This is a genomic window from Alphaproteobacteria bacterium PA2 (assembly GCA_002256425.1).
GTDB lineage: Bacteria > Pseudomonadota > Alphaproteobacteria > Caulobacterales > Caulobacteraceae > Phenylobacterium.
Map to the genome: position 1 here is coordinate 1,536,654 of NKIZ01000001.1, position 23,483 is coordinate 1,560,136.

The 23,483-nt window shown below is 64.1% G+C and carries 19 protein-coding genes; 8 read left to right on the forward strand and 11 right to left on the reverse strand.

Annotated features, from left to right (window positions below; genetic code table 11):
- Nucleotides 1–52 precede the first annotated feature (52 nt).
- Nucleotides 53–778, reverse strand: coding sequence for a hypothetical protein (locus tag CFE28_07410; GenBank protein ID OYU69846.1), 726 nt, complete (start codon nt 776–778; stop codon nt 53–55).
- On the opposite strand from CFE28_07410, the gene CFE28_07415 reads away from it, so the two are divergent.
- Entirely contained in the window at nt 704–1,393 is a 690-nt protein-coding gene (locus CFE28_07415; protein ID OYU71603.1) for a hypothetical protein, read from the forward strand. The genes CFE28_07410 and CFE28_07415 overlap by 75 nt on opposite strands.
- Here the strand turns inward: CFE28_07415 and CFE28_07420 are convergent.
- The 5 genes from CFE28_07420 to CFE28_07440 all read right to left on the reverse strand — a co-directional run bounded on the left by CFE28_07420 (nt 1,390) and on the right by CFE28_07440 (nt 8,468).
- Complete coding sequence (locus CFE28_07420; GenBank protein OYU69847.1) at nt 1,390–4,971, reverse strand: aminopeptidase; 3,582 nt, start codon at nt 4,969–4,971, stop codon at nt 1,390–1,392. The genes CFE28_07415 and CFE28_07420 overlap by 4 nt on opposite strands.
- Nucleotides 4,972–4,981: 10 nt before the next feature.
- The gene (locus CFE28_07425) at nt 4,982–5,860 is read right to left on the reverse strand and encodes a multidrug ABC transporter ATP-binding protein (protein ID OYU69848.1); all 879 of its coding nucleotides are present in this window, start codon (nt 5,858–5,860) and stop codon (nt 4,982–4,984) included.
- A 93-nt stretch (nt 5,861–5,953) separates the two neighbouring features.
- Nucleotides 5,954–6,778, reverse strand: coding sequence for a type I methionyl aminopeptidase (gene map / locus CFE28_07430; protein OYU69849.1), 825 nt, complete (start codon nt 6,776–6,778; stop codon nt 5,954–5,956).
- A gap of 18 nt (nt 6,779–6,796) precedes the next feature.
- On the reverse strand, nt 6,797–7,504 hold the full coding sequence (locus CFE28_07435; GenBank protein ID OYU69850.1) for a DNA/RNA nuclease SfsA: 708 nt from the start codon (nt 7,502–7,504) through the stop codon (nt 6,797–6,799).
- A 7-nt stretch (nt 7,505–7,511) separates the two neighbouring features.
- On the reverse strand, nt 7,512–8,468 hold the full coding sequence (locus CFE28_07440; GenBank protein OYU69851.1) for an NAD-dependent dehydratase: 957 nt from the start codon (nt 8,466–8,468) through the stop codon (nt 7,512–7,514).
- A 111-nt stretch (nt 8,469–8,579) separates the two neighbouring features.
- Here CFE28_07440 and CFE28_07445 point away from each other — a divergent pair, with 111 nt between their 5' ends.
- From CFE28_07445 to CFE28_07470, 6 genes are all read left to right on the forward strand, one after another.
- Complete coding sequence (locus CFE28_07445; GenBank protein ID OYU69852.1) at nt 8,580–9,350, forward strand: competence/damage-inducible protein A; 771 nt, start codon at nt 8,580–8,582, stop codon at nt 9,348–9,350.
- A 31-nt stretch (nt 9,351–9,381) separates the two neighbouring features.
- Complete coding sequence (locus CFE28_07450; protein ID OYU69853.1) at nt 9,382–11,532, forward strand: mannose-1-phosphate guanylyltransferase; 2,151 nt, start codon at nt 9,382–9,384, stop codon at nt 11,530–11,532.
- 122 nt (nt 11,533–11,654) lie between these two features.
- Entirely contained in the window at nt 11,655–13,496 is a 1,842-nt protein-coding gene (locus CFE28_07455; protein ID OYU69854.1) for a phosphoenolpyruvate carboxykinase (GTP), read from the forward strand.
- Nucleotides 13,497–13,501: 5 nt separating this feature from the next.
- A complete protein-coding gene (locus tag CFE28_07460; GenBank protein OYU69855.1) occupies nt 13,502–13,960 on the forward strand; it encodes a hypothetical protein in 459 nt (152 codons plus the stop codon).
- A 45-nt stretch (nt 13,961–14,005) separates the two neighbouring features.
- Entirely contained in the window at nt 14,006–14,230 is a 225-nt protein-coding gene (locus tag CFE28_07465) for a hypothetical protein (GenBank protein ID OYU69856.1), read from the forward strand.
- A 112-nt stretch (nt 14,231–14,342) separates the two neighbouring features.
- Nucleotides 14,343–15,869: a twin-arginine translocation pathway signal protein gene (locus CFE28_07470; GenBank protein ID OYU69857.1), complete on the forward strand. Its 1,527-nt coding sequence runs from the start codon at nt 14,343–14,345 to the stop codon at nt 15,867–15,869.
- 3 nt (nt 15,870–15,872) lie between these two features.
- Here CFE28_07470 and CFE28_07475 read toward each other — a convergent pair whose 3' ends face one another.
- Nucleotides 15,873–16,958 (reverse strand): hypothetical protein, encoded by a 1,086-nt coding sequence (locus CFE28_07475; protein OYU69858.1) that lies wholly within the window; start codon nt 16,956–16,958, stop codon nt 15,873–15,875.
- A gap of 184 nt (nt 16,959–17,142) precedes the next feature.
- Here CFE28_07475 and CFE28_07480 point away from each other — a divergent pair, with 184 nt between their 5' ends.
- On the forward strand, nt 17,143–18,438 hold the full coding sequence (locus CFE28_07480; GenBank protein ID OYU69859.1) for a Vi polysaccharide biosynthesis protein VipA/TviB: 1,296 nt from the start codon (nt 17,143–17,145) through the stop codon (nt 18,436–18,438).
- Here the strand turns inward: CFE28_07480 and CFE28_07485 are convergent.
- The 4 genes from CFE28_07485 to CFE28_07500 form a co-directional block, all read right to left on the reverse strand.
- Complete coding sequence (locus CFE28_07485) at nt 18,435–19,454, reverse strand: capsular biosynthesis protein CpsI (GenBank protein OYU69860.1); 1,020 nt, start codon at nt 19,452–19,454, stop codon at nt 18,435–18,437. The two genes, CFE28_07480 and CFE28_07485, sit on opposite strands and share 4 nt — an antisense overlap.
- 32 nt (nt 19,455–19,486) lie before the next feature.
- Nucleotides 19,487–21,418, reverse strand: coding sequence for a capsule biosynthesis protein CapD (locus CFE28_07490; GenBank protein OYU71604.1), 1,932 nt, complete (start codon nt 21,416–21,418; stop codon nt 19,487–19,489).
- A 239-nt stretch (nt 21,419–21,657) separates the two neighbouring features.
- Nucleotides 21,658–22,344 (reverse strand): hypothetical protein, encoded by a 687-nt coding sequence (locus CFE28_07495; protein OYU69861.1) that lies wholly within the window; start codon nt 22,342–22,344, stop codon nt 21,658–21,660.
- Nucleotides 22,345–22,510: 166 nt separating this feature from the next.
- Nucleotides 22,511–23,314 carry an oxidoreductase gene (locus CFE28_07500; GenBank protein ID OYU69862.1) on the reverse strand — a complete coding sequence of 268 codons (804 nt, stop codon included), beginning with the start codon at nt 23,312–23,314 and terminating at the stop codon, nt 22,511–22,513.
- Between the last annotated feature and the right edge of the window lie 169 nt (nt 23,315–23,483).

Genomic DNA, 23,483 nt, shown 5'->3' on the forward strand with positions numbered 1-23,483 from the left:
AGATGATGCCTTGGTAGGGGCGGGGGCTTTAAATATTCACTAGCGTTACCGCTCACATCAATCCCAGGGCCTTGAAACTGGCCACCCCCTGCCGGCCGACCACCAGATGGTCGTGGACGGCGATGCGCAGGGCCTTGGCAGCGTCGAGAATCTCCCGCGTCATGCTGATGTCGGCGCCTGAGGGGGACGGATCGCCCGAGGGGTGATTGTGCACCAGGATGACGGCGCTGGCCGCCAGCTCCAGGGCCCGGCGCAGGATTTCCCGGGGATAGGCCGGGGCGTGGTCCACCGTGCCCTGATGCATGACCTCATCGGCGATCAGCTGGTTCTTCTTGTCCAGGAACAGGACCCGGAACTGCTCGCGGCTCTCGTGAGCCATGGCCAGGCGGACATAGGCGTGAAGCTGGGAGGATGAGGTAATGACCGTGCGCCGGGCCACTTCCTCGCGACCCATGCGGACGGCGGCCTCGTGGGCGAGCTTGAGGTCCAGGGCCACGGTCTGGCCGACCCCGGCCACCGATTTCAGCTCGGACAGGCTGGCGGCCATGACCCCGGTCATCGATCCGAACCTGGTCAGAAGGGCCTTGGCCAGGGGTTTGACGTCGCCGCGGGGCAGGCTGCGGAAGAGGTATAGCTCCAGCAGTTCATAGTCGGGAATGGCGGCGAAGCCTCCCTCGGCGGCGCGGTCCCGCAGCCGGTCGCGATGGCCCAGATAGTGAGGTTTCTCCGGCGCGACGAAACCCCAGGGGCCACCAAGATCTGCAAATTCAACGTCCATGCGCTTGCCTTGCGTAAGGTTGATCGCCTATGTGTTCACCATGTGTTCTTTCTTGGCAAGGGGGCGATTTTGATGGTGGCGCAGATTGCTCTGTTTCGCGCCCTGAATGTCGGCGCCGCCAACCGCATCGCCATGAAGGACCTGGCTGGTGTGTTTGAGGAGATTGGCCTTGGTCCTGCCAGGAGCCTGCAGGCGGCGGGCAGCTTTGTGTTCGCTGGCCACGGCGCAGCTGCCGAGATTGAGGTGGCTCTTGAGACCCAGTTGCTGGTCAGCTTTGGCATTCGGACCACAGCCTTTGTCAGAAGCCAAGCCGACTGGCTTTTGGGTTTAGCAGGCAATCCCTTCGCTGAAGCTGCGCAGGTCGCTCCTGACAGGCTGATGCTGCTGACCTTGAAATCTGGGCCAGCGACCGCAGCAAACGACGCCCTGTCTGCCGCCGCCCGTGACGGGGAACTCTGCCATGTGGGCGCCAGCTTCGCCTATGTTTTCTACCCTCTGGGGGCAGGCAGGTCTCGGCTGACGCCAAAAACCATCGACCGGTGTCTTGGGGCTCCATCAACGGCGCGCAACTGGAACTCAGCGCGGAAGCTCGCAGAGATGGCAGAGGTCAGCTAGCGCAGCAGGTCCACCTTCACGGCATTGTCGTCCGAATTGCGGTCGATGCGCTTGTTGTAGGGATCCAGGCCCGCGAACTTCGGCAGCTTGTCGACGATCACCGTAACGGTCTGGGCACCAGAGCGCAGGGGCCGACGGTGGAAGTAGAGGACGTCCTTGTCCACAAAGGCCTTGTCGCCGGGTTTTGCGTTGAAGGCGCCAATGTCGAAGACCTCATAGGTCAGGGGGGCCGGGGTCTCCTTGCCCTTGCCATCGGCATAGGCCTTCCTGGCGTCCACGGTCAGGGTCAGGTCATAGCGGCCGTCGGGGCGTTTGCGGGCGGTCGCCGACTTGGTCTTCAGGTCATAGAGGGTGATTTTCTCGAAGAGGTCGGTGATCAGTTCCTGGGCCTGGGCGTCTGACCCGGCCTCATGCCGCAGGGCGTCCACCAGGTCCTGGGACCGGGGATAGGGTGCGCCCTTGAAGGCATGGTCGGCCAGCAGTTTGCGAAGGGCTGCATTGACCGTGTTCTCGCCCAGCTGGTCGCGCAGCAGGTACATGACCAGGGATCCCTTGCGGTAGTGGATATAGCCCTGGTCCTCGACCCGGATGAGGGGCAGTTCCTCGACCACCTCGCCGCCGCGATTGCGCAGATAGCTGTCCAGCTCGCGTTTCAGAAACTTGCGTATGCCATTGGGACCATAGGTCTTTTCCATGACAATCAAGGCTGAATACTGGGCAAGGGTTTCCGACAGGACGGTCCCGCCTTGCATGTCGGCGCCGATGATCTGGTGGGCCCACCACTGGTGGCCCAGCTCGTGGGCGGTGATGTAGGTGTTATAGTCGATCTTGTCGGGCTTGGTCGGATCGGCCACGAAACCTATGCCCTCGGAATAGGGCATGGTGTTGGCGAAGGCCTGGGCGAACTGGGCATAATCCGGGAACTCGATGATCCGGGCCTGGTGGAACTGGTAGGGACTGAAATTGGCCTGGTAATAGTCCAGTCCCGTCTCCATGGCCTTGAGCATCCGGTCGACATTCCAGGGGTGCTGGGGGTCGTAATAGACCGCCAGCTCGACGCCCTTGTGCATGACCTTGCGCACCGCATAGCGGGCCGACTGGATGGAGAAGAAGTTCAGAACCGGCGCGTCGGTCTTGAAGACAGCGGTGCGGCGTCCGTCCTTTGTCACGTCGGAAACCAGATAGCCGGGGGCTATGGGGGTCTGGTCAGCGTCGGTGGTGATGGCGATCCGGGCGTTCACCCAGTCGGAATTGCCCACATAGTTCTTCGCCTGGGCGGCGCGGTCCTCAAGCTTTGGGGGGCGGAGTTCGGACGGCAGGCCATACTTGCGACGCTTGGCCCGGTCCTGCAGCAGCTGGCCCCGGCTCATGCCGATGATGGGCGCGAACTGGAAGTTGTTCACGAAGGTCCCGTTGTCGACCACCGTGGTGATGTTGCCCGAGTTCTTGAAGCCCCGCTGGGCGATTTCGGTCTCGAAGGTCAGGGTTGCTGCGGCTCCGGTCGCCAGGGGCCGGGCCAGGGTAAAGATGCGGTAGTTGTACCGGTCAAAGCTCTTGGAGACCTTGCCGCCGGTCAGGGCCAGTTGCAGGACCTTGACGTCCCGATCGACCCGAACGTGAACGTCCCTGAGCGGCGCGCCGGTGCGGTTGACCAGGGTATAGGCCCCGCTCGTGGTCATGCGCGGAGCGTGGGGGTAGAGGTCGACCCGCATGTCGACATCGGTGATCGACGGCTGGGGAACGGTCTGGAACTTCAGCAGGGCCTTCTCATAGTCGGCTAGGTATTCATCTTCGGAAATGGCAGTACGGTATTCGTTCCAGATGTTCGTATTGGTGTAGATGAAGCCGCCCAGACCCATGGCGCTGACCACGGCCAGACCGGCGATCAGGCCTGCGGGGCCCATGAGCTTGCCGGGCAGGCGCTTCAGGCGCGGGACGAAGCGGGTCTCTGTTCCGCGACGCCACAGGCCATAGCTGAGCACCAGCAGCAGGATGGCGATGGCCGACCAGTAGGCCCTGAACCAGGCTGCGAAGACGCCAAAGTCCCCCTGGCCGTTCATGTCCGACAGGGCGACGGGCGGTGAACTGCCGAAAATGTAGAGGTTATGGTCAAAGCCGATGCGGCCAAGGGTCAGGGTGGCGATCAGGTAGAGCACCATGGCGCCCCAGCCGATGAACTTGTGCGGGGATATGGCCTGCAGGAAGATGGCCAGGACGCCCACAAGGGCCCAGTCAATGGCGTTGGGGATGATGTACCAGACCAGGTACCGGTCCAGATGGATGTCGGTAAATCCCTGACCCAGCTGGACCAGAATGCCGGCCAGGGCGCTGACGACCAGGGTGGAAAACAGGACCAGGATCAGGGCCAGGGTCTTGGGCAGGAGAAAGGTCCAGTCGGGGGCCGCCGTGGCGTCGATGATCTCGTGGGTCTTGCGGTCGCGATCGCGCCAGACAAGCTCACCGGCATAGTAGATGGCGATGATCATCACCATGAAGGTGAAGGCGCCGTTCAGGGTGGTGATCACCCACTTGGTCACTGGGTAAAGGGCCGAACCACCGATCTCTGCGCCCAGGATCAGGCCGCCCAGGGCGTTGAACAGGCCCATGAACAGCAGGACGATGAAGGCCGGGCTCTTGAAGACCTGACCCATTTCGAACCGGGCCCGCCAGAAGAGCTGGGTCCAGCCGGCATGGGCGCCAAAGCTGGGGGCGGGCAGGCGTCCGGCCAGGGGGGCGGGGGGAAGGTCTGCGGCCCTGGGCGTCCTGCCCTTGTCGCGGATTCCTGACGCCTCGAAGCGGAATATGGACCAGGCCATGGCCAGCATGGCGAAGGCCACGCCCACCCAGATCAGGCGGTTGTAGAGCAGGGCGCCTTCAATGGCCGGCCGGATGGTGTTGGCGTCGGACGCCGTGAAATAGCGGACGGCAGATCCATAGGCGGCCAGGCCGAAGGGCTCGAGATAGGCTGCGACCTTGCGCAGTTCCGGATCACGGGTGACGGCGTTGAACACCACATAGAGCACCAGGAATCCGGCGACGCCCAGATAGGTGGTCATCATCGACCGGGTGAGGGTCGCAAGGGCGAAGAAGATGGCGCTGACCAGGAAGAGGCCAGGCAGGGCAAGCCAGAAATAGGCGAAGGCATAGTCAGCCAGCCGGTTGGGGCCCAGGGTCTCGGCGTCGACCCAGGGCATGAGCGAGCCGACAAATATGCCAAGAGGCACAGCCAGATAGGCCAGGGCCACGGCGATGAAGGCGCCGGTGAACCGGCCGAACAGATAGTCGAACTTGCGGACCCGGGTGGAATGGATGATCGGGCCGAACCCGGTCTCGTCATCGCGCACCACCACATTGGCCACAAAGGCCGTGGAGGCGAACATGAAGAACAGGGTCATGATCAGGCTGGTCTCGGCGATCGCCTGGGGCCCGTTCTTGTGGATGTTTCCCCCCGACCCGATGCTGATCTGGTCGACGGTCACTGATCCGAAGACCAGCAGGAAGAAGATCAGGGCGACGACGGCGAAGACCGGTTGGCGCAGCTGGTAGCGCAGCTCGAAGGCGGCGATTTTGGCGAACATGGGTCGGGCCTCAGGCTGCGCGGCGCGAGGCGGTGAGGGTGGAGAAGTAGACGTCTTCCAGCCCGCCCTCGATGGCCGTGAAGTCCTTGCCGGGCGAGGCGTCGCTCAGCACGTGGACCACGGTCTGGCCGGCGGCCAGGCGGCTGGAAATCACCTGATGCTCCTGGCGGCAGGCCTCGAGGTCAGCCTTGGCGATGGTCCGCTTCCAGACCTTGCCCTTCAGCTCTTCGATCAGGGCGGCTGGCGATCCCTGGCGCAGGATCTTGCCCCCGGCCAGCACGGCCATGCGCGGGCAGAGCTCGGACACGTCTTCCACAATGTGGGTCGACAGTATGACCACAACATTCTCGCCGATCTCGGCCAGCAGGTTGAGGAAACGGTTGCGCTCTTCGGGGTCGAGGCCGGCGGTGGGCTCGTCGACAATGATCAGTTGCGGGCGGCCGATCAGGGCCTGGGCGATGCCGAACCTCTGGCGCATGCCGCCGGAATAGCCGGCCACGGCCTTCTTGCGGACCTCCCACAGATTGACCTGAACCAGCAGGGATTCGACCGTTGTCTTGCGGTCGGCGGCCGAGGCAATGCCCTTCAGCACCGCCATATGGTCCAGCATGTCATAGGCCGAGACCCGCGGATAAACCCCGAAGTCCTGGGGCAGATAGCCCAGGGTCTGGCGAAGCTTTTCCGGCTCGGCGATGACATCCAGGTCGCCAAAGGTGATGGAGCCCGAGGTCGGCGTCTGCAGGGTGGCGATGGACCGCATCAGGGTCGATTTGCCGGCCCCATTTGGCCCCAGCAGACCGAACATGCCCTTCTCGACCTCAAGGTCGACGCCATCCAGGGCGCGCACGCCATTGGGATAAATGTGGGTCAGGTTCTTGATCGACAGCATGGAAGGCCCCTTTGGAGGCGACCATGCTGACCCGGCGGCAAGGGTCGGCGCAAGTTAGGGTTCTGTAACCTACCCGCGGGAGGGCGCGATCGCCTAAGCGCTGATCACCGGCGGCTTGAACAGGTCCTGGCCCGAGACCGTGAAGATCTCATAGCCGGTCTCGGTGACGCCCACCGAATGCTCGCACTGGGCCGAGAGGGACTTGTCCCGGGTCACCGCCGTCCAGCCGTCGGCCAGCAGCTTCACCTGGTGTTTGCCCAGATTGACCATGGGTTCGATGGTGAAGAACATGCCGGGCTTGAGCAGCTCGCCCGTACCCTTCTGGCCGAAGTGCAGGATGTTGGGGGCGTCGTGGAACACCCTGCCCAGGCCATGGCCGCAGAAGTCGCGGACCACCGAGCAGCGCTGGGCCTCAACATAGGTCTGGATGGCCGCGCCGATGTCGCCGGTCCGGGCGCCGGGCTTCACCGCCGCCAGGCCGCGCGCCATGGCTTCATAGGTCACATCGATCAGACGCTTGGCCCGGGGGGCTATGGGCCCCACGCCATACATGCGGCTGTGGTCGCCGTGCCAGCCGTCGACAATCAGGGTGACGTCGATATTGGCGATGTCGCCTTCCCGCAGGGCCCGTTCTGACGGAATGCCATGGCAGACCACGTGATTGACCGAAATGCAGACCGTCCGGGTATAGCCGCGATAGCCCAGGCAGGCGGGCAGGGCGCCGTGATCCAGGATGAATTCCCGGGCCAGCCGGTCCAGCTCATCGGTTACCACGCCCGGCTGGACGTAGGGGGTCAGCATGTCCAGGCACTCGGCCGCCAGCTTGCCGGCCACCCGCATGCCCTCAAAGCCCTCGGGGCCGTGAACCTTGACCCGGCCGGTGCGGTGCTCGGCTTCGAGAACGTCGGTCATGGACATGGTAAGGTCTCCGATAGCCTAGGGTCGATCCCGCCAGGGCAGGGGGCGGACGACCGTGATCGCCTGCGGGGTTATTTCACAATCATAGCACAAAACCTCAACACCGGAATTGGCGGCGCGGGTTAGGGCGTCGGCGAACACCGGATCCAGCTCCGCACACGCCGCAAACTCAGTGCAATCCATTCTCTGCACTACAAACAGCGCCACAGCCCGATCCCCGGCGGCGACCATGGCCTCCAGTTCCTTCAGGTGCTTTGACGAGCGCGCCGCCACGCAGTCGGGGAATTCGGCCAGGCCCGGGGTGCGCATGAGGTGGCAGTTCTTGATTTCCAGCCAGCAGGGTGGGCGACCCTCGGCTTCCAGCAGGAAGTCCACCCGGCTGTTGGTCCCGTACTTCACCTCGCGGCGGTGGGAGGTGTAGCCGGTCAGTTCGGGGATGGCGTCCTGGGCCAGGGCCTCGGCCACCAGTCGGTTGGGATGCATGGTGTTGATCCCCACCAGGCCGCCATCCACATCGACCAGTTCCAGGGTCCAGGCCAGCTTACGCTTGGGGTCGGGGGATTTTGACAGCCAGACCGTCAGGCCCGGCATGTTCAGGCCCAGCATGGCGCCGGGATTGGGGCAGTGAACAGTCAGCTCGGTCCCGTCATCCAGCACGACGTCGGCCAGGAAACGCTTGTAGCGCTTGATCAGGCGGCCCCGGACGAGGGGGATTGGGAAGTCCATCCCGCCCCTAAACCTTCGCCCCCCGCAGGGACTCCTCGAAATAGGCGATGGTTTTCGCCAGGCCCTCGCGGAGCTCGATGGTCGGGCGCCAGCCCAGGATGTCCTGCGCCTTTGTGATGTCCGGCTGGCGCTGGGTGGGGTCGTCGGAGGGGAGGGGCTGGAAGGTCAGTTTGGACTTAGCCCCGGTCAGATCGATCACCAGTTCGGCCAGTTGGCGGATGGTGAATTCGCTGGGGTTGCCGATATTGATCGGGCCGGGGACTTCGGGGCCCGTGGCCATCATGCGGATCAGGGCCTCGACCAGATCATCCACATAGCAGAAGGACCGCGTCTGCTGGCCTTCGCCATAGATGGTGATGTCCTGACCGGCCAGGGCCTGGACGATGAAGTTGCTGACCACCCGGCCGTCGTCGGGGCGCATGCGCGGGCCATAGGTGTTGAAGATCCGCACCACCTTGCCGTCCAGTTTGTGCTGGCGGACATAGTCGAAGACCAGGGTCTCGGCGCAGCGCTTACCCTCGTCATAGCAGGAGCGCAGGCCGATGGGGTTCACATTGCCCCAGTACTCTTCCACCTGGGGATGGACGGTAGGGTCGCCATAGACCTCGGAGGTCGAGGCCTGGAGCATCTTGATCTTCAGGCGCTTGGCCAGGCCCAGCATGTTGATGGCGCCGATGACGCTGGTCTTGGTGGTGGCCACCGGGTCGTGCTGGTAGTGGATGGGCGAGGCCGGGCAGGCCAGATTGTAGATCTCGTCGACCTCCACGTAGAGCGGGAAGGTCACGTCGTGACGCATGAGCTCGAAGGACCTGTGCCCCAGCAGATGGGCGATGTTCCGCCGCGACCCGGTGAAGAAGTTGTCGACGCAGAGAACCTCATGGCCCGCCGCCAGCAGGCGGTCGCACAGGTGCGACCCCAGAAAGCCGCCGCCGCCGGTGACGAGAATGCGTTTGGGGCCGTCCATGTTGCGAGTCACCTTGGTGAGGGTTGGCAGGAGGGGACAGCGTCCAGCCGGGATAGGCAAGACTCAAGCCACAGGATAGATCACAGGCTTTCGTGGCGATGGAGCAGGATGATGAGCGGGACCGGCGGAATTACTGTGGTCACGGCGGCCGTCCTGATCATCGGCGATGAGATCCTGTCGGGGCGCACACAGGACACCAATATGCGCGACATCGCCAGGTATCTGGGGGTGCACGGGGTGGACCTTTGCGAAGCGCGCACCGTCCCCGACATCATGGAAGAAATCATCGCGGCCCTGAACGCCCTGCGTGAGCGCTATGACTATGTGATCACCACGGGGGGCATTGGCCCGACCCATGACGACATCACCGCCGACGCTGTGGCCGCGGCCTTTGGCGTCGAGCTGGAAGAGCATCCCGATATCCTGGCCATGATGACTGCGCGCTGGGCCCCTGAACTGAACATCGCCCGCCGCCGCATGGCCCGGGTTCCGGTGGGGGGAGATCTGGTGAAGAACCCTGTCCAGGGCCCGCCCGGCTTCACCATCGGCAATGTATTCGTCCTGGCTGGCGTGCCGGTGATCATGCGCGGCATGCTGGAAGATGTCGGCCCCCGCATGCGGACCGGCGCGGTGGTGCTGTCGCGGACCGTCCGGGTCGAGGGCTCGGGCGAGGGCGCCATAGCCGCGCCGCTGGAAGCGGTCGCCAAGGCGCATCCGGACATGAGCCTGGGCAGCTATCCTTTCTTTACAGAGGGACTTTATGGCTCGAACCTGGTTCTCCGGGGCCGGGACGCCGATGAACTCGAGGCGACGGTTGCGGAACTGATAGGCGCACTGACGGAGGCCGGAATCCCCGGTGCGAAGGAAGTCGTGGCGGCTTGAAGTCGCGATCTACAGGAAGCGAACGGCGGTTTTGACAGTCTATCCAGTCATCATGTGCGGCGGGGCAGGGGTTCGGCTCTGGCCGACCTCGCGCGCTGACCGACCCAAGCCCTTCGCAAGACTGGTCGGCGAGGTCTCCAGCTTCCAGGACACGGTGGCCCGGGTTGCGCCCCTTGGCCCCGTCCTTGTGGTGGGCGGAATCGCCCATGCCGCATTGATCGAAGGCCAGATGGCGGGCCTGGGGGTCGAGGGTCACGTGATCCTTGAACCAGCGCCGCGGGATTCCGCGGCGGCCATGGCGGCGGCAGCGCTGGCGGTTCTGCGGGATGACCCGGCGGGCATCATGGTGGTGGTCTCGGCCGACCATTATGTGCCTGACGCCGAGGCCTTCCGGGTTGCTGTGACCGAAGCCGTCGAAGCCGCAAAGATCGGCCGGATCGTCACCCTTGGCGTCAGGCCCACCGGACCCTCGACGGCCTTTGGCTATATCCAGACAGCGCCGGGCCCGGGGGTTCACGCCGTCCAGGCCTTTGTGGAGAAGCCTGACGAGGTGCGCGCCGCCGAATACGTGAAGGCCGGCTATCTCTGGAACAGCGGCAATTTCGTCGTTCCGGCCCGGACCCTGGTGGACGAACTGGAGCGTTTCGCCCCCGACGTGCTGGCGGGTGTGAAGGCGGCGGTGGATGCGGGCGAGATGGTGGGCTCGGCCTATGTGCTGGGCGCGCCCTTCCTGCAGACCCCCAGGATTTCCATCGACTATGCGGTCATGGAGCGCACGGCCCGGGCCATGGTCCTGCCGGTGGACTTCACCTGGGCGGATGTGGGCGCCTGGGACGCGGTCCTGGGCCTGTCGCCCCGGGACGATGACGGCAACAGCCTGCAGGGCGATGTGGTGGCCATGGACACGGCCGGGAGCCTGATCCGCGCTGCGCCGGGGGTTCAGGTCATGGCCCTGGGCCTGACCGACCTGGCCATCATCGCCGAGGATGGCAAGGTTCTGGTCTGCGACCTGGGCTCGGCCCAGTCGGTGAAGGCTGGTCATGACATACTGAACAGCCGGCCCGCGCCCGGATTTGAAACCCTGGCCCAGGCCAGCGCCTGGTATGACCAGTGGCTGCGCACCGCCGCCCTGCCGCTCTGGTGGACCATGGGCGCTGACCACGAGATCGGCGGCTTTCTGGACGCACTGACCACCAATGGTCGGCCATTGAAGGCTAACCGGCGCGGCCGGGTCCAGGGACGGATGATCTTCTGCTACGCCCTGGCCGGTCTTCTGGGCTGGGAAGGCCCCTGGCGACAGGCGGCGCGGCATGGCCTGGACTTCACCCTCGAAAAATTCACCCGACCTGACGGTCTGCTGCGGGCCCTGGTCTCGGAAGAAGGGGTGGCCCTCGACTCCAATCCGGCCATCTATGATCAGGCCTTCGCCCTGCTGGGCATGGCCACCCTCCAGCTTGTTGACCCCGACTGGACCGATCTGCCCAAGCTGGCGGCGAAAATCCGGCAGGGTCTGGAAAAGATGCGCCATCCGGTGGGCGGCTTCCGGGAAAACGGCGACCACCCCTTCCAGGCCAATTGCCACATGCACTTGCTGGAGGCGGCCCTGGCCTGGGAAGAGGCCGGCGACGCAAGCTGGGCGCCCCTGTCCGACGAGATTGCTCAGCTTGCCCTGGGAGCCTTCATCGACCACCGCGGCGTCCTGACCGAGTTCTTCGACGAGAACTGGGATCGCGCTCCGGGCGATGATGGCCGGCTGGTGGAGCCGGGCCATCAATTCGAGTGGGCTGGCCTGCTGGATCGGTGGGGGCGTCGCCGTGGCCGTTCGGACGGCCAGATCGCCGCCCGGGCTCTCTATGAGGCCGGTCGGGCTGGCGTGGACGCGAATCGCGGCTGCGCCATCAATGCCTTGTGGGATGACCTCAGCGTCCGCGACGCCAATGCCCGTCTCTGGCCGCAGACCGAGCACCTGAAGGCCGCCCTGATGTTCGGTGAGCCAGAAGAAGCCCTTGCCGCCGCCAATTGTCTCAAAACCTACCTCGAAACCCCCGCCCTGGGGGCATGGAGAGACAAGATGCGCGTCGATGGCGGCTTCATCGACGAGCCGGCTCCCGCTACGTCACTTTACCACGTCATGGCTGTGTGCCGGGTTTTGTTCGAAATATCCCCACCTCCGACGAATTAGGTGGTCGGAATCCGGCGTGGGGATTGCTATGGCAGACCCAAGTTTTTGCGATTTGCGTCATTAAGAAACACGGGGCCCCCGGAGCTTTTCATCCAGGGCCCTGCTGGGAGCTTTTAGCATCTATGCCGACGACAACGATTCCGGGCCTCAATCCTGCCCCGACCAAACACGCCAAACTCATCGCCTGGGTCGCAGAGGTCGCTGCTCTGACCCAGCCAGCCAGGGTGCATTGGTGTGACGGATCGCAGGAGGAATGGGAGACCCTGACCTCGGAACTGGTCAAGGGCGGCACGCTGAAGCAGCTCAATCCCGAGAAGCGCCCCAACTCGTTCTGGGCGGCTTCGGATCCCAAGGACGTGGCCCGGGTCGAGAGCCGCACCTTCATCTGCTCCAAGGACCCGGCCGACGCCGGTCCGACCAACAACTGGCTCGACCCCGTTGAAATGCGCGCCGACCTGCAGGGCCTGTTCAAGGGCTGCATGGCTGGCCGGACCATGTATGTCTGCCCGTTCAGCATGGGCCCCCTGGGCTCGAAGATCAGCCAGCTGGGCGTCGAAATCACCGACAGCGCCTATGTGGCCATTTCCATGCGGGTCATGACCCGCATGGGCAAGGGCGCCTTGGAAGAGCTGGGCGAGGACGGCTTCTTCGTCCCGGCCCTGCACTCGGTCGGCATGCCGCTGGCCGCCGGTCAGGCCGATGTGGCCTGGCCCTGCAATGAGATCAAATACATCGTCCACTTCCCGGAAAGCCGGGAAATCTGGTCCTATGGCTCAGGCTATGGCGGCAACGCACTGCTGGGCAAGAAGTGCTTCGCCCTGCGCATCGCCTCGGTCATGGCCCGCGATGAGGGCTGGTTCGCCGAGCACATGCTGATCCTCAAGCTGACCTCGCCTGAGGGCCAGTCGCGCTATGTGGCCGCCGCCTTCCCCAGCGCCTGCGGCAAGACCAATATGGCCATGCTCCAGCCGACCCTGAAGGGCTGGAAGGCCGAGACCATCGGCGACGACATCTGCTGGATGCGGTTCGGCGATGACGGCCAGCTTTACGCCATCAATCCTGAGGCCGGCTTCTTCGGCGTGGCCCCTGGCACCGGCGTGGAAACCAACAAGAACGCCGTCGACGCCCTATACGCCAACAGCGTCTTCACCAATGTGGCCCTGACCCCGGACGGCGACGTCTGGTGGGAAGGCCTGACCAAGACGCCTCCTGCCAATCTCACCGACTGGAAGGGCCGTCCCTGGACCCCGGAAAGCGGCGAGCCGGCGGCCCACCCCAATGCCCGCTTCACCGTGCCGGCCTCGCAGTGCCCGGTCATTGCGCCGGAATGGGAAGATCCCAAGGGCGTGCCGATCTCGGCCATACTGTTCGGCGGTCGACGCGCCAGCGCCGTGCCTCTGGTCACCGAAGCCTTTGACTGGGCCCACGGCGTCTTCCTGGCCTCCAACGTGGCCTCGGAAGGCACGGCGGCGGCCGAGAACAAGATCGGTGAACTGCGTCGCGACCCCTTCGCCATGCTGCCCTTCTGCGGCTACAATATGGGCGACTATTTCAGCCACTGGCTGGCCATGGGCGCCAAGGCTGACTCCGCCAAACTGCCCCGCATCTATTTCGTGAACTGGTTCCGCAAGGGCGCCGACGGCAAGTTCGTCTGGCCGGGCTATGGGGAAAACGCCCGGGTCCTGAAGTGGATCTTCGAACGGCTCAGCGGCAAGGCCGCCGCCAAGGACACGCCCATCGGCCGGGTCCCGACGGCCGAGAGCCTGGACACGTCTGGCCTGACCCTGACCGCCGACCAGATGAGCCTGCTGCTCACCGTCGATCCGGCGGTCTGGAAGGAAGAAGCCGCCCTGATCCCCGCCGCCTATGAGGTCTTTGGCGACCGCATGCCCAAGGCCCTGTGGGATCAGTATGACGGTCTGGTCAGCCGCCTTGAGGCGGCCAGACCCGTCGCAGCCGAATAGCCCCAATGGATCTCGCGCCGCGCAAACCGAGACTGGTTCTGTTCGGCGCGGGTCCCATCGGCCGGGCCTTCGCGGCCCAGTTCGCCCTGCTGCCATTCCAGGTCGAGGCCTATGACGCCCGGCCCGAGCTCTGCGACCACGCGGTGATCCTCGATGATGCCGAAATGGTCGAGGCCGCCGCCTGTCTGGAAGAGGGCGATTACGCCCTGATCGCGACCCACAGCCATGACGTGGATTATGAAGTCGCCGCCGCCATACTGAAGGTGGGCAGGGCCAAATTCCTCGGCATGGTCGGCTCGCGCGGAAAACGCGACGGCATGATCGCCCGCCTGCAGGCGGAAGGCTTTTCCGAAGAGGTCATCGCCCGCCTGAACTGTCCGGTGGGCATGCCTGGCCTCAAGGGCAAGGCGCCGGAAATGATCGCCGTGTCGGCGGCGGCTCAGATTCTGGGGACGCTGGATTGACTCTGGCTCATCGAAAGACGGGATTGGCGATGCGGTTTGCGTCAATTGCGGCCCTGGCTCTTATCGTCGGTGGTTGCTTTCCCTGGGACGAAAACGCGGGGCATTGGGCAAACAGGCGGCAAGTTTCAGACGCGGCCGCTCGATGTGGAGTTGTGGATTTCAAGCCAACCCGGGCTGGCGACCAATGGGCCGCATATGTTGATGGCGAAGATCCAGACCATGGCCCCAAGGGTGACTGTATATATGCGGACCTGGAACGACAGGGGTTGAAGGCAACGCGATAGTTCCTGGGCAGTTTTCGCGTCTGCTTCTGTCGCTCGGCGTTGGCTGGACAGGCCGCCATGGGTTGGGTCTAATCCCTGAAGTTTCAGGGGCAGAGATCATGCAGACCAATCAATTCGACCGCCGCGCCTTGCTGGCGTCCGCCGCCGCTACGGGAGCCAGCCTGCTGCTGCCGGGGGCGGCTGCCGCCGCCACGCCCAAGGCTGACGCCGCAGCCATCCGCAAGGCCCTGGAGGCCGGCAAGGCCGACACCATTTCCAGCCTTCAGGAGTGGATCCGCCACCCCGGCATCGCCGCCGAGAAGTGGCGCATTGATGAGAGCTGCGACTTCACCATGGGCCTGCTGCGCGACGCCGGGTTCCAGATGGTCAAGAAGATGCCCACCGACGGCAGCCCGGGGATCTTCGCCACCCTCGACTCAGGCGCCAAGCGCAGTGTCGGCATCTACTTCATGTATGACGTAAAGCAGGTGAACCCGGCCGAGTGGGCTCATCCCCCCTTCGAAGCGGCGATCATCGACAAGCCGGGCTTCGGCAAGGTCGTCACGGGACGGGGCGCGGTGAACCAGAAGGGGCCGGAGGCGACCTTCCTGGCGGCCGTCAAAGCCTTCAAGGCTTCGGGCAGGAAGCTGCCGGTCAATCTGGTGCTGGTGGCCGAGGGGGAAGAAGAGATCGCTTCACCTCACTTCCATCAGGTGGTCCATGCCCCCGAAGTGGTCGCGGCCCTCAAGAAGTGCGACGGCATCTTCATTCCCAGCGCCGATCAGGGCGAGAACGGCTCGATCCAGATCGAACTGGGCGCCAAGGGGCCCATGGAGTTCCAGCTGATCTCCAGCGGCGAGCACTGGGGCCGCGGTCCCAAGGGCGATGTCCACTCATCCCTGCACGCCATGGTCGACAGCCCTGTCTGGCGGCTGGTCCAGGCCCTGAACACCCTGGTCGGCCCCGATGGCCATACCCCGATCATTGACGGCTGGTTCGACAATGTCCGGCCCCTGACCGAGCGCGAAAAGGCGCTGATCATCGAGGCCAGCGGCAAGCAGAGCGAAGCCGACATGAAGAAGGGCTACGGCATCAAGACCTGGATCAATGACGAACCCTGGCCCCAGGCCCTGCAGCGCCTGGCCTCCCAGCCGACGGTCAATATCCAGGGTCTGGTGGCAGGCTATACCGGTCCCGGCGGCAAGACCGTCCTGCCAGGTCGCGCCGAGGCCAAGCTGGAAGCCCGTCTGGTGCCCAACCAGACCTTCAGGGAGGCCGAAGCCAAGCTGCGCGCCCACCTGATCAAGCGGGGCTTTGGCGACATCGAGGTCATTGTCAGCGGCGGCTATGATCCCACCGAGACCCCCGAGGACAGCCGTCTGGTCCGCGCCCAGAAGGCGGTCTATGCCCGCAACGGCGCCGAAGTGGCCATTTCGCCAAGGTCGGCGGGGTCATGGCCTGGCTCGGTCTTCACCCAGCCGCCGGTGTCCGTGCCGGCCGGGTCCTTTGGTCTGGGCTATGGCTCGGGCGCCCACGCCCCGAACGAGTTCTTCGTCATCGACTCCACCAATCCCAAGGTGCTGGGCATGATCGACAGCGCCATGGGCTATGTGGACATGCTCTACGAGCTGGCGCGGATCAGTTAGGGCCTAACCCCACATCCCAAACGTCCCGTGGTCGAGGGCCTGAAGGCACCCGCCGCGGGTCATTTTGAGGAAGAGGGCGTCGCCGCGGTCGGTGCGTTCCACGGCCATGGCGGAGAAGACGCCCATGAGCACGCCGTGGACAGCGAAGCGCTGGTAGTCACGCCAGGCGGCGTCCAGCGGATAGTCGCGCACGCCCCGTTGCATAAGTTCGGCGTGGTACATGCTGACCAGATCACGCTCATGCTCCCGGCGCGTCTCTGGAGAGAGGCCGGCGCTCAGGAAGTAGGATACGTCGGTGAGGGCGGGGCCAAGGGTAATGGTCTGCCAGTCCAGGGTGCCCATGCGCCGGGCGCCGTCTTTTACGTCGAACAGTATGTTGTCCAGGCGGAAGTCGGCGTGCTGCAGGGTGACGGGAAAGTCCGTCACGCCCTGCATGGCGACCACGGCGGCGGGCAGGCGGTCGACAAGGGCCAGGCACTCGGGCTCAAGCTGACCCTGATAGCGGTCCTTGAAAGCGGCTACGACCATGGGCAGGGCTGCAGCGATCTGGCCGGTCATTTCGCTGTTTTCGGGATTGAGCCAGTCAATCCGGGCCAGACCTGGATCGCCCCACCGGGGGGCGTGCAGGGCAGCGGCTTCCTTCAGCGCCGTGGCGGCGTCTTCCACCGAGCAGCCTTCCAGCTGATCGCCGGCCCTGGCTGGCCCCAGGTCTTCGAGGATCAGGGTGAAGTCGTGGGTCTGCGGATCAATGTCGGCATAGATCGGGCGAGGGGTGGAGATGTCGACGGTTCTCGCCACGTCACGGTAGAAGGAGACCTCACGCAGATAGAGACGGAGGCCTGCGCCGGAGGCGCGGCTGGCGGCGTCTTCAGCCGGAAACTTGCCGACAACACTGGATGGCGCGCCTTCAGGGGCCCCGTCGTATCTCAGTTCGAACCGGAAGCTGTCTCCCACCAGACCGTTTCCGACGGGTCGGGAGTGGACGTCGGTCACCTGTCCATGAGGCAGGTCGCCCGAGGCGCGCAGGGCCCTGGTCATCCAGTCCGGATCGATGAGATAGGGACCGGCGGCGATAGGCGGGCTCTGCATAGGACCTTAGACCTCCAGCTGGCCCGTTCGGCGTCTGGCGCGCAGATCCGGGCAATCCCTGATCGAAGCAGGCAATGCTCCGCAGACCAACAGTCTAGACTCATCCGGGACATTTGGGACCAGACAGAAAATAGTCTAACCAAGGGGCTTGAGACGCGGCGCCAGAGGCTGGCCCAGGAGTGACATGCCTGATCTGCAAAATCCCTTCGCGCTATCGGCGGCCAAGGTCTGCGTCATCGGCCTTGGCTATGTGGGCCTGCCCCTGGCTGTGGCCCTGGCGGCCCACAATGACGTCGTCGGCTTTGACCTGGACGCCGGGCGTGTCGAAGAGCTGAAGTCTGGCCATGACCGCACTCTGGAAGTCGATGCGCCGGACCTGACCGGCGCCCGCCGGCTGACCTTCACAATAGACGAGGCGGCGTTGAAGGCATGCAATGTCTTCATCATCACCGTACCGACCCCCATTGACCGGCAGAAGCGTCCGGATCTGACAGCCCTGCTGGCGGCCAGCCGTACGGTCGGCCGCGCCATCTCCCGCGGTGGGGTCGTGATCTATGAGTCGACCGTCTATCCCGGGGCCACGGAAGAAGACTGCGTGCCCGTAGTGGCCCAGGTCTCAGGGCTGGAATTCAACCGGGACTTCTTTGCCGGCTACAGCCCAGAGCGGGCCAATCCCGGCGACCGGACCCACAGGCTGTCCTCCATCATCAAGGTGACGGCCGGGTCGACCCCGGAGGCGGCTGCCTTTGTGGATCAGCTCTATGGGCAGGTCGTGACAGCAGGAACCCATCTGGCCAGTTCGATTCGGGTGGCCGAGGCCGCAAAGGTCATTGAGAATACCCAGCGGGACCTGAACATCGCCCTGGTCAATGAGTTCGCCATGATCTTCCACCGCCTGGGTATCGACACCCATGAGGTGTTGGCGGCGGCGGGAACCAAATGGAACTTCCTGAAGTTCCAGCCCGGTCTGGTCGGTGGCCACTGCATAGGGGTCGACCCCTATTATCTGACCCACAAGGCTGAGGATTCAGGTCACCACCCGCAGGTGATTCTGGCCGGGCGGCGGATCAATGACGGCATGGGCGGCTATATCGCCCAGGAACTGATCAAGGCCATGATCCAGCGGGACCTGCAGATCCGGGGCGTCCGGGTTCTGGTCCTGGGCCTGGCCTTCAAGGAGAATTGCCCGGATCTGCGCAATACCCGGGTGATCGACATTGTCGCCGAGCTGGCGGACTACGGACTTGCGGTGGACGTCCATGATCCCTGGGTGAATGCCCGGGATGCGGTGGCCGAGTACGGGGTCAATATGGTCGAGTCGCCGGTCGCCGGCGCCTATGACGCCATTATTCTGGCTGTGGCTCATCAGCAGTTCAGGGATATGGGGGCTGAGTCGATCAAGACCCTGGGCAAGCCGGGCGGAGTCTTCTTTGATGTGAAGGCGGTTTTCCCGAAGGATCAGTCCGACTTCCGGCTCTAGAGCGTATTCGGGCGGTAATAGTCCAGGTACCAGTCCACGAACTTGCCGATGCCAAGCTCGACATTGGTTGTTGGCGCATAGCCCAGGGCCTGAATGTCTGAAATGTCGGCGGAGGTGCGGACCACATCGCCCGGCTGCATGGGCATCATGTTGAGAATCGCCTTGCGGCCAAGGCGGGCCTCCAGCACCGAAATATAGGTCATCAACTCGACGGGCTGGCTGGCGCCAATGTTCAGGATCCGCCATGGGGCCACGCCGCTGGTGGCGGGATCCGGTTGCATCGGGTCCCAGGCCGGATCGATGGAGGGCGGATTGTCGAGGGCCGCCATGATCCCTGAGACGATGTCGTCAACATAGGTGAAGTCCCGCTGCATGCGACCCTCGCCATAGACGTCAATGGGCTCGCCCTTGAGAATCGCTGCGGTGAACTTGAACAGAGCCATGTCCGGCCGGCCCCAGGGGCCATAGACCGTGAAGAATCGCAGACCCGTGGCAGGAACCCCGAAGAGATGAGCATAGGCGTGGGCCATGGATTCATTGGCCAGCTTTGTCGCCGCATAGAGCGTCAGGGGGTGGTTGGCTGATTCGTGCGGCGAGAAGGGCATTTTGCCATTGGCGCCATAGGCCGAACTTGTGGACGCAAAGACCAGGTGGCGGGGTTTGATCGCCCGGCAGGCCTCCAGGATGTTCAGGAAGCCTACGACATTTGAGTCCACATAGGTTTCGGGGCTCTCGAGGCTGTAACGAACGCCAGCCTGGGCGGCCAGATTGACCACCAGATCCGGTGCAGCAGACGCGAAAATCCCGGAGATCCGGTCTCGATCCGTCAGGTCCACCCTGTGGGAGCTGAAGCCTTCCCGGGCTTCCAGCCGGGCCAGCCTGGCCAGCTTCAGGGTGGGATCATAATAGGAGTTGAGGTTATCGATCCCGATGACCTCGTCACCGCGGTCAAGCAGGTGGTGCGCAAGTGTAGAGCCGATAAAGCCGGCAGAGCCTGTGACAATGACCTTGGCCATGGCGTGTTCAGACCGGCCTCTGGCTCAGAGGTCTAGCCGTTGGCCACAACGCGCAGGGCAGGGGCGCCGCCGGGCTTTTCGCCACGGATCTGGGCGACCAGGTCAAACAGGGCCCGCCGGACATCATTCACGTCGCCACGGTCAGCCAGGACTTCCAGGTCGTGCAGGTGGTTGGCCGTCACGCGCAGGGCCGACGAAGACACTACTTCCATGACCTTGGGCGCGCAGGGAACGGACCTTTCGGTGTCATCCAGCAGGGCTTCGGACAGCTTTTCGCCCGGACGCAGGCCGGTGATCTCGATCTCGATATCCTTGCCAGGCGTACGTCCTGACAGGGCGATCATCTGGCGGGCCAGATCCATGATCCGCACAGGCTCACCCATTTCCAGCAGGAAAAGGCGGGCGTCTGCGCCCTCGGTGTCACCGGCGCAGGTGGCGGTCGCGTGCAGCACCAGCTGGGCGGCTTCCGGTATGGTCATGAAGAACCGGGCCATGTCTTCATGGGTCACGGTCACAGGACCACCCCGGTCGATCTGGGACTTGAAGATCGGCACCACGGAACCGGCGGAGCCCAGGACATTGCCAAACCGGACGGCGGCGAAGCGGGTGCCCGCGCCATTCTGCTGGGCCTGGATCACGGATTCAGCCAGACGCTTGGTGGCGCCCATGACATTGGATGGGTCCACAGCCTTGTCAGTGGAGATCAGCACCATCTGGGCCGCACCTGACGCACGGGCGGCCTTGGCCACATTCAAGGTGCCGATGACATTGGTCAGCACGCCTTCACACGGATGGCATTCCACCATGGAGACGTGCTTGAGGGCTGCGGCATGGAAGACCAGATCGGGCTTCTCGGCTTCGAAACAGGCGGCGACCCGGGCGGCGTTGCGAACGTCCACCATGGCGGCCTTGCGCGACAGGCCCGGGCAGGTTTCGCCGAGCTCGCGATCGATTTCGAACAGCGAGGTTTCCGAGAAATCCAGGAGGGTGAGGTGAGCGGCCTGGAAGGTGGCCACCTGACGGCAGAGCTCGGCGCCAATGGAGCCGCCGGCGCCGGTCACCAGGACGCGACGGCCCTGGACCAGGGCGCGGACCGCAGCCCGATCGAGATTGATGGGCTCCCGGGCCAGCAGTTCTTCCACGCTGATTTCGCGCATGGGCAGCAGGGCCATGCCGTCGTGCTGAGACAGCTCGACGATGGAAGGAAGGCGCAGGAGGCGGATGCCGTCATTCTTGAGCTGACCCAGCTGGTCCGCAGTCAGGCCCTTGAGTCGACCTGGCTCATCCAGGAAGAGAATGGCGCGGGGATAGCGGTTCCAGCGGCGCAGGTCCGCCAGGGCAGCGTCCAGCTTTTCAATGCACTCGATTATGCAGACGCCACGGACCTGCTGGCCCACATCGCGGGCGTCGGGCCCGATAATGCCGACCGGGGTCCAGTCATGGTCGTGACGACGGGCGACATCCCGAAGATAGGTGTCAGCCAGGGCCGTCGGGCCGATGAGGAGCAGGGACGGGGCCTGAGGGGTCCGGTCCTGGATGGATTTCAAGGGCGCGAAGCTGTCCAGGGCATGCTCATGCAGGGCGCGGCGAAGGGTGCGCGCGCCCATGCTGCCGGCCAGCTGGAGGATTGGCGCCAGGGCCAGGACCGACCGGGCGACGCCCATGGCCCGGTCAATAACGAAAACCGTGACCAGGAAAACGCCAACGGTCATGACCGCCGTACGGGCCAGCACAAGGGCGTCGGGGATGGAGACGTAACGCCAGGGCGAGAGTTCACGCCGGAAGATCGAAGAGAAGATCCCGGCCAGAATGGCGTAGATCGCGACGAGTTGGGGAAGGTTCAGGGTCGAATGACCGCTTGAATCAAGTCCCAGTGCCTGGGTAGCGGAAAGGAGATAGGCGAGAAGGAAAGCCAGACCGGCGATCACTGTATCAGCGACAATGGTCTGGGCCCTGTTGGCCATCTGCTCCATGAATCGCACTCCGCTCGCGTCGCTCAACGCCGCACCTTAAACCGGAGAGCGCTACCGTCCAGCGAAACTCAGGCAATCGAATGGGTCTAATTCACCAGCGGTGGCGAACAACCCATGAAGCCAAAGCCCCAATGGTGAATTCATCCTAAATGACAGGTTGCCGTAAGGAAACAGAAAAGCCGCCTCCGGATACCGAAGGCGGCTGATTTTGTTCCCGAATTGGGTTGTGACTAGAAGGAGGCCTTCAGGGACAACGCAACGCGGCTGTTATAGATCTGGCCGAAACCATGCTCGTTGGTGTCCCAATAGCGCAGATCGACACCGAACTTCGAGGTCAGGGCATAGCCCACGCCCAGGTTCCAGGTGGTGTAGTCGGCCGGGCCGACAACCGACTGGTGACCGATCGCGCCCGACACCGAGACCTTTTCAGTCAGGGGGGCCGAAGCATTCACCTCGTAATAGGTGGCTTCACCGGTCTCGCCGAAGAATTCCGGCGAATAGAAGACGGCGGCGCCAACAGTGCCCTTGCCGACTGGAACCGAGCCGGCGACCTTGGCTTCGAAGAAGGCTTCATCGCCACCGGGGGGCTTGTTGGTGTAGCCGTAATAGACGAGGCCGAGGTCAAGGGCGACCGGACCTGCCTGCGGCTTGAAGCCGGCATACAGGTCGTATTCCATGTTGGTGCCGTTGTTGAAGTCGACGTTCGACAGCCAGGCGCCGGTGTAGAAGGAGCCCATGGCGACATCAGCGCCGCCAAACACCTGGCCCGCGCCGTCCGTCTGGCTCACGCCGCGGAACACATAGTCGCTGGCTGCGCCAAGGTTGAACGAGATGGTCGGGCCGTCCTCAGCGAGCGCAGCGCTGCCAAGACCGAGGCTGGCGACGCCAGCAATGAGAAGAACTTTGAGAGTTTGCATATTTTTTATCCCCGTTTTCGTCAGGCGCTGCCCGATAGACAGGCATTCTGGTTTTCTGACGGCGAGTCGCCAGTCATGAAAAGTTGCGCCGCCCTGTGCGCCGTCAACTTGCGGAAAATATGTGCGCCCACCCTTAACCTTGCGTGAAAATTGGGCGACTTTCTGCTCAGCGCATGCTCAGGGAGGCCATGCCCAGGTGAGAGCCGGCGTCTACAAGCAGGGTTTCGCCAGTGACATGCCGTGAAGCCGGAGAGGCTAGGAAGACGGCGGCGCCGGCGACGTCTTCAGCCGTCGATGCTGCCTTCAGCGGTGTCGCGGCAGCTGATCCTTCCCGCATTTTCGCCACGCGGTCCTCGGCCAACCCCTTGCCGAACCATGGGGTGTCAATGAAGCCCGGGCAGATGGCGTTGACCCTGATCCTGGGCGCCAGACCCCTGGCAAGGGACAGGGTCATGGTGGTCAGGGCGCCCTTGGAGGCGGCATAGGGCACTGACGAGCCAATGCCCGTTACGCCAGCTATGGATGAGGTGTTGACGACAGCGCCCGGCGCCGGAGCGGCTTCAAGCAGGGCGCGGGCGGCCCTGACCATCTGGAAGGCGCCAATGACGTTGACGGCGTAGAGGTTCTGGAAGTCCTCGGCGTTCACGGCGTCGAGGTCGCCATGGTTGGGGGCGAATTTTGTGGTCCCGGCATTGTTGAACAGGGCGTCGATCCGGCCGAAGGGCGCCGCCGCTTCGGCGATCCTGCGGCAATCAGCGTCAATGGCGACATCCCCCTGGACGAGGATCGCCTGTGCGCCCTTGGCTTCGACCTGTCGCGCTGTTTCCTTCGCCTCGTCGACACTTCGGGCATAGTTGATGATCACGGCCCTGGCGCCGCGATCAGCCGTCTCGATGGCGATGGCGCGGCCAAGGCCGGTCGAGGCGCCCGTGACGACAACGATGTAGTCCTTGAAGTCCTGGCCGCTCATTTTCCGCTCCCGCTGGGTAGACTGTTGTTTAGGCCATTAGCGCCGACGCCGCCGGATGGAGTCAATTCGCCAGCCGGGCCGGGACAGGAAATCTGGGATCGCGACCAGAAGAATTTTCCATCCATGACGCACTCCGCCCGCGCGTCAGGCAAGCTGGCGCCCTATATCG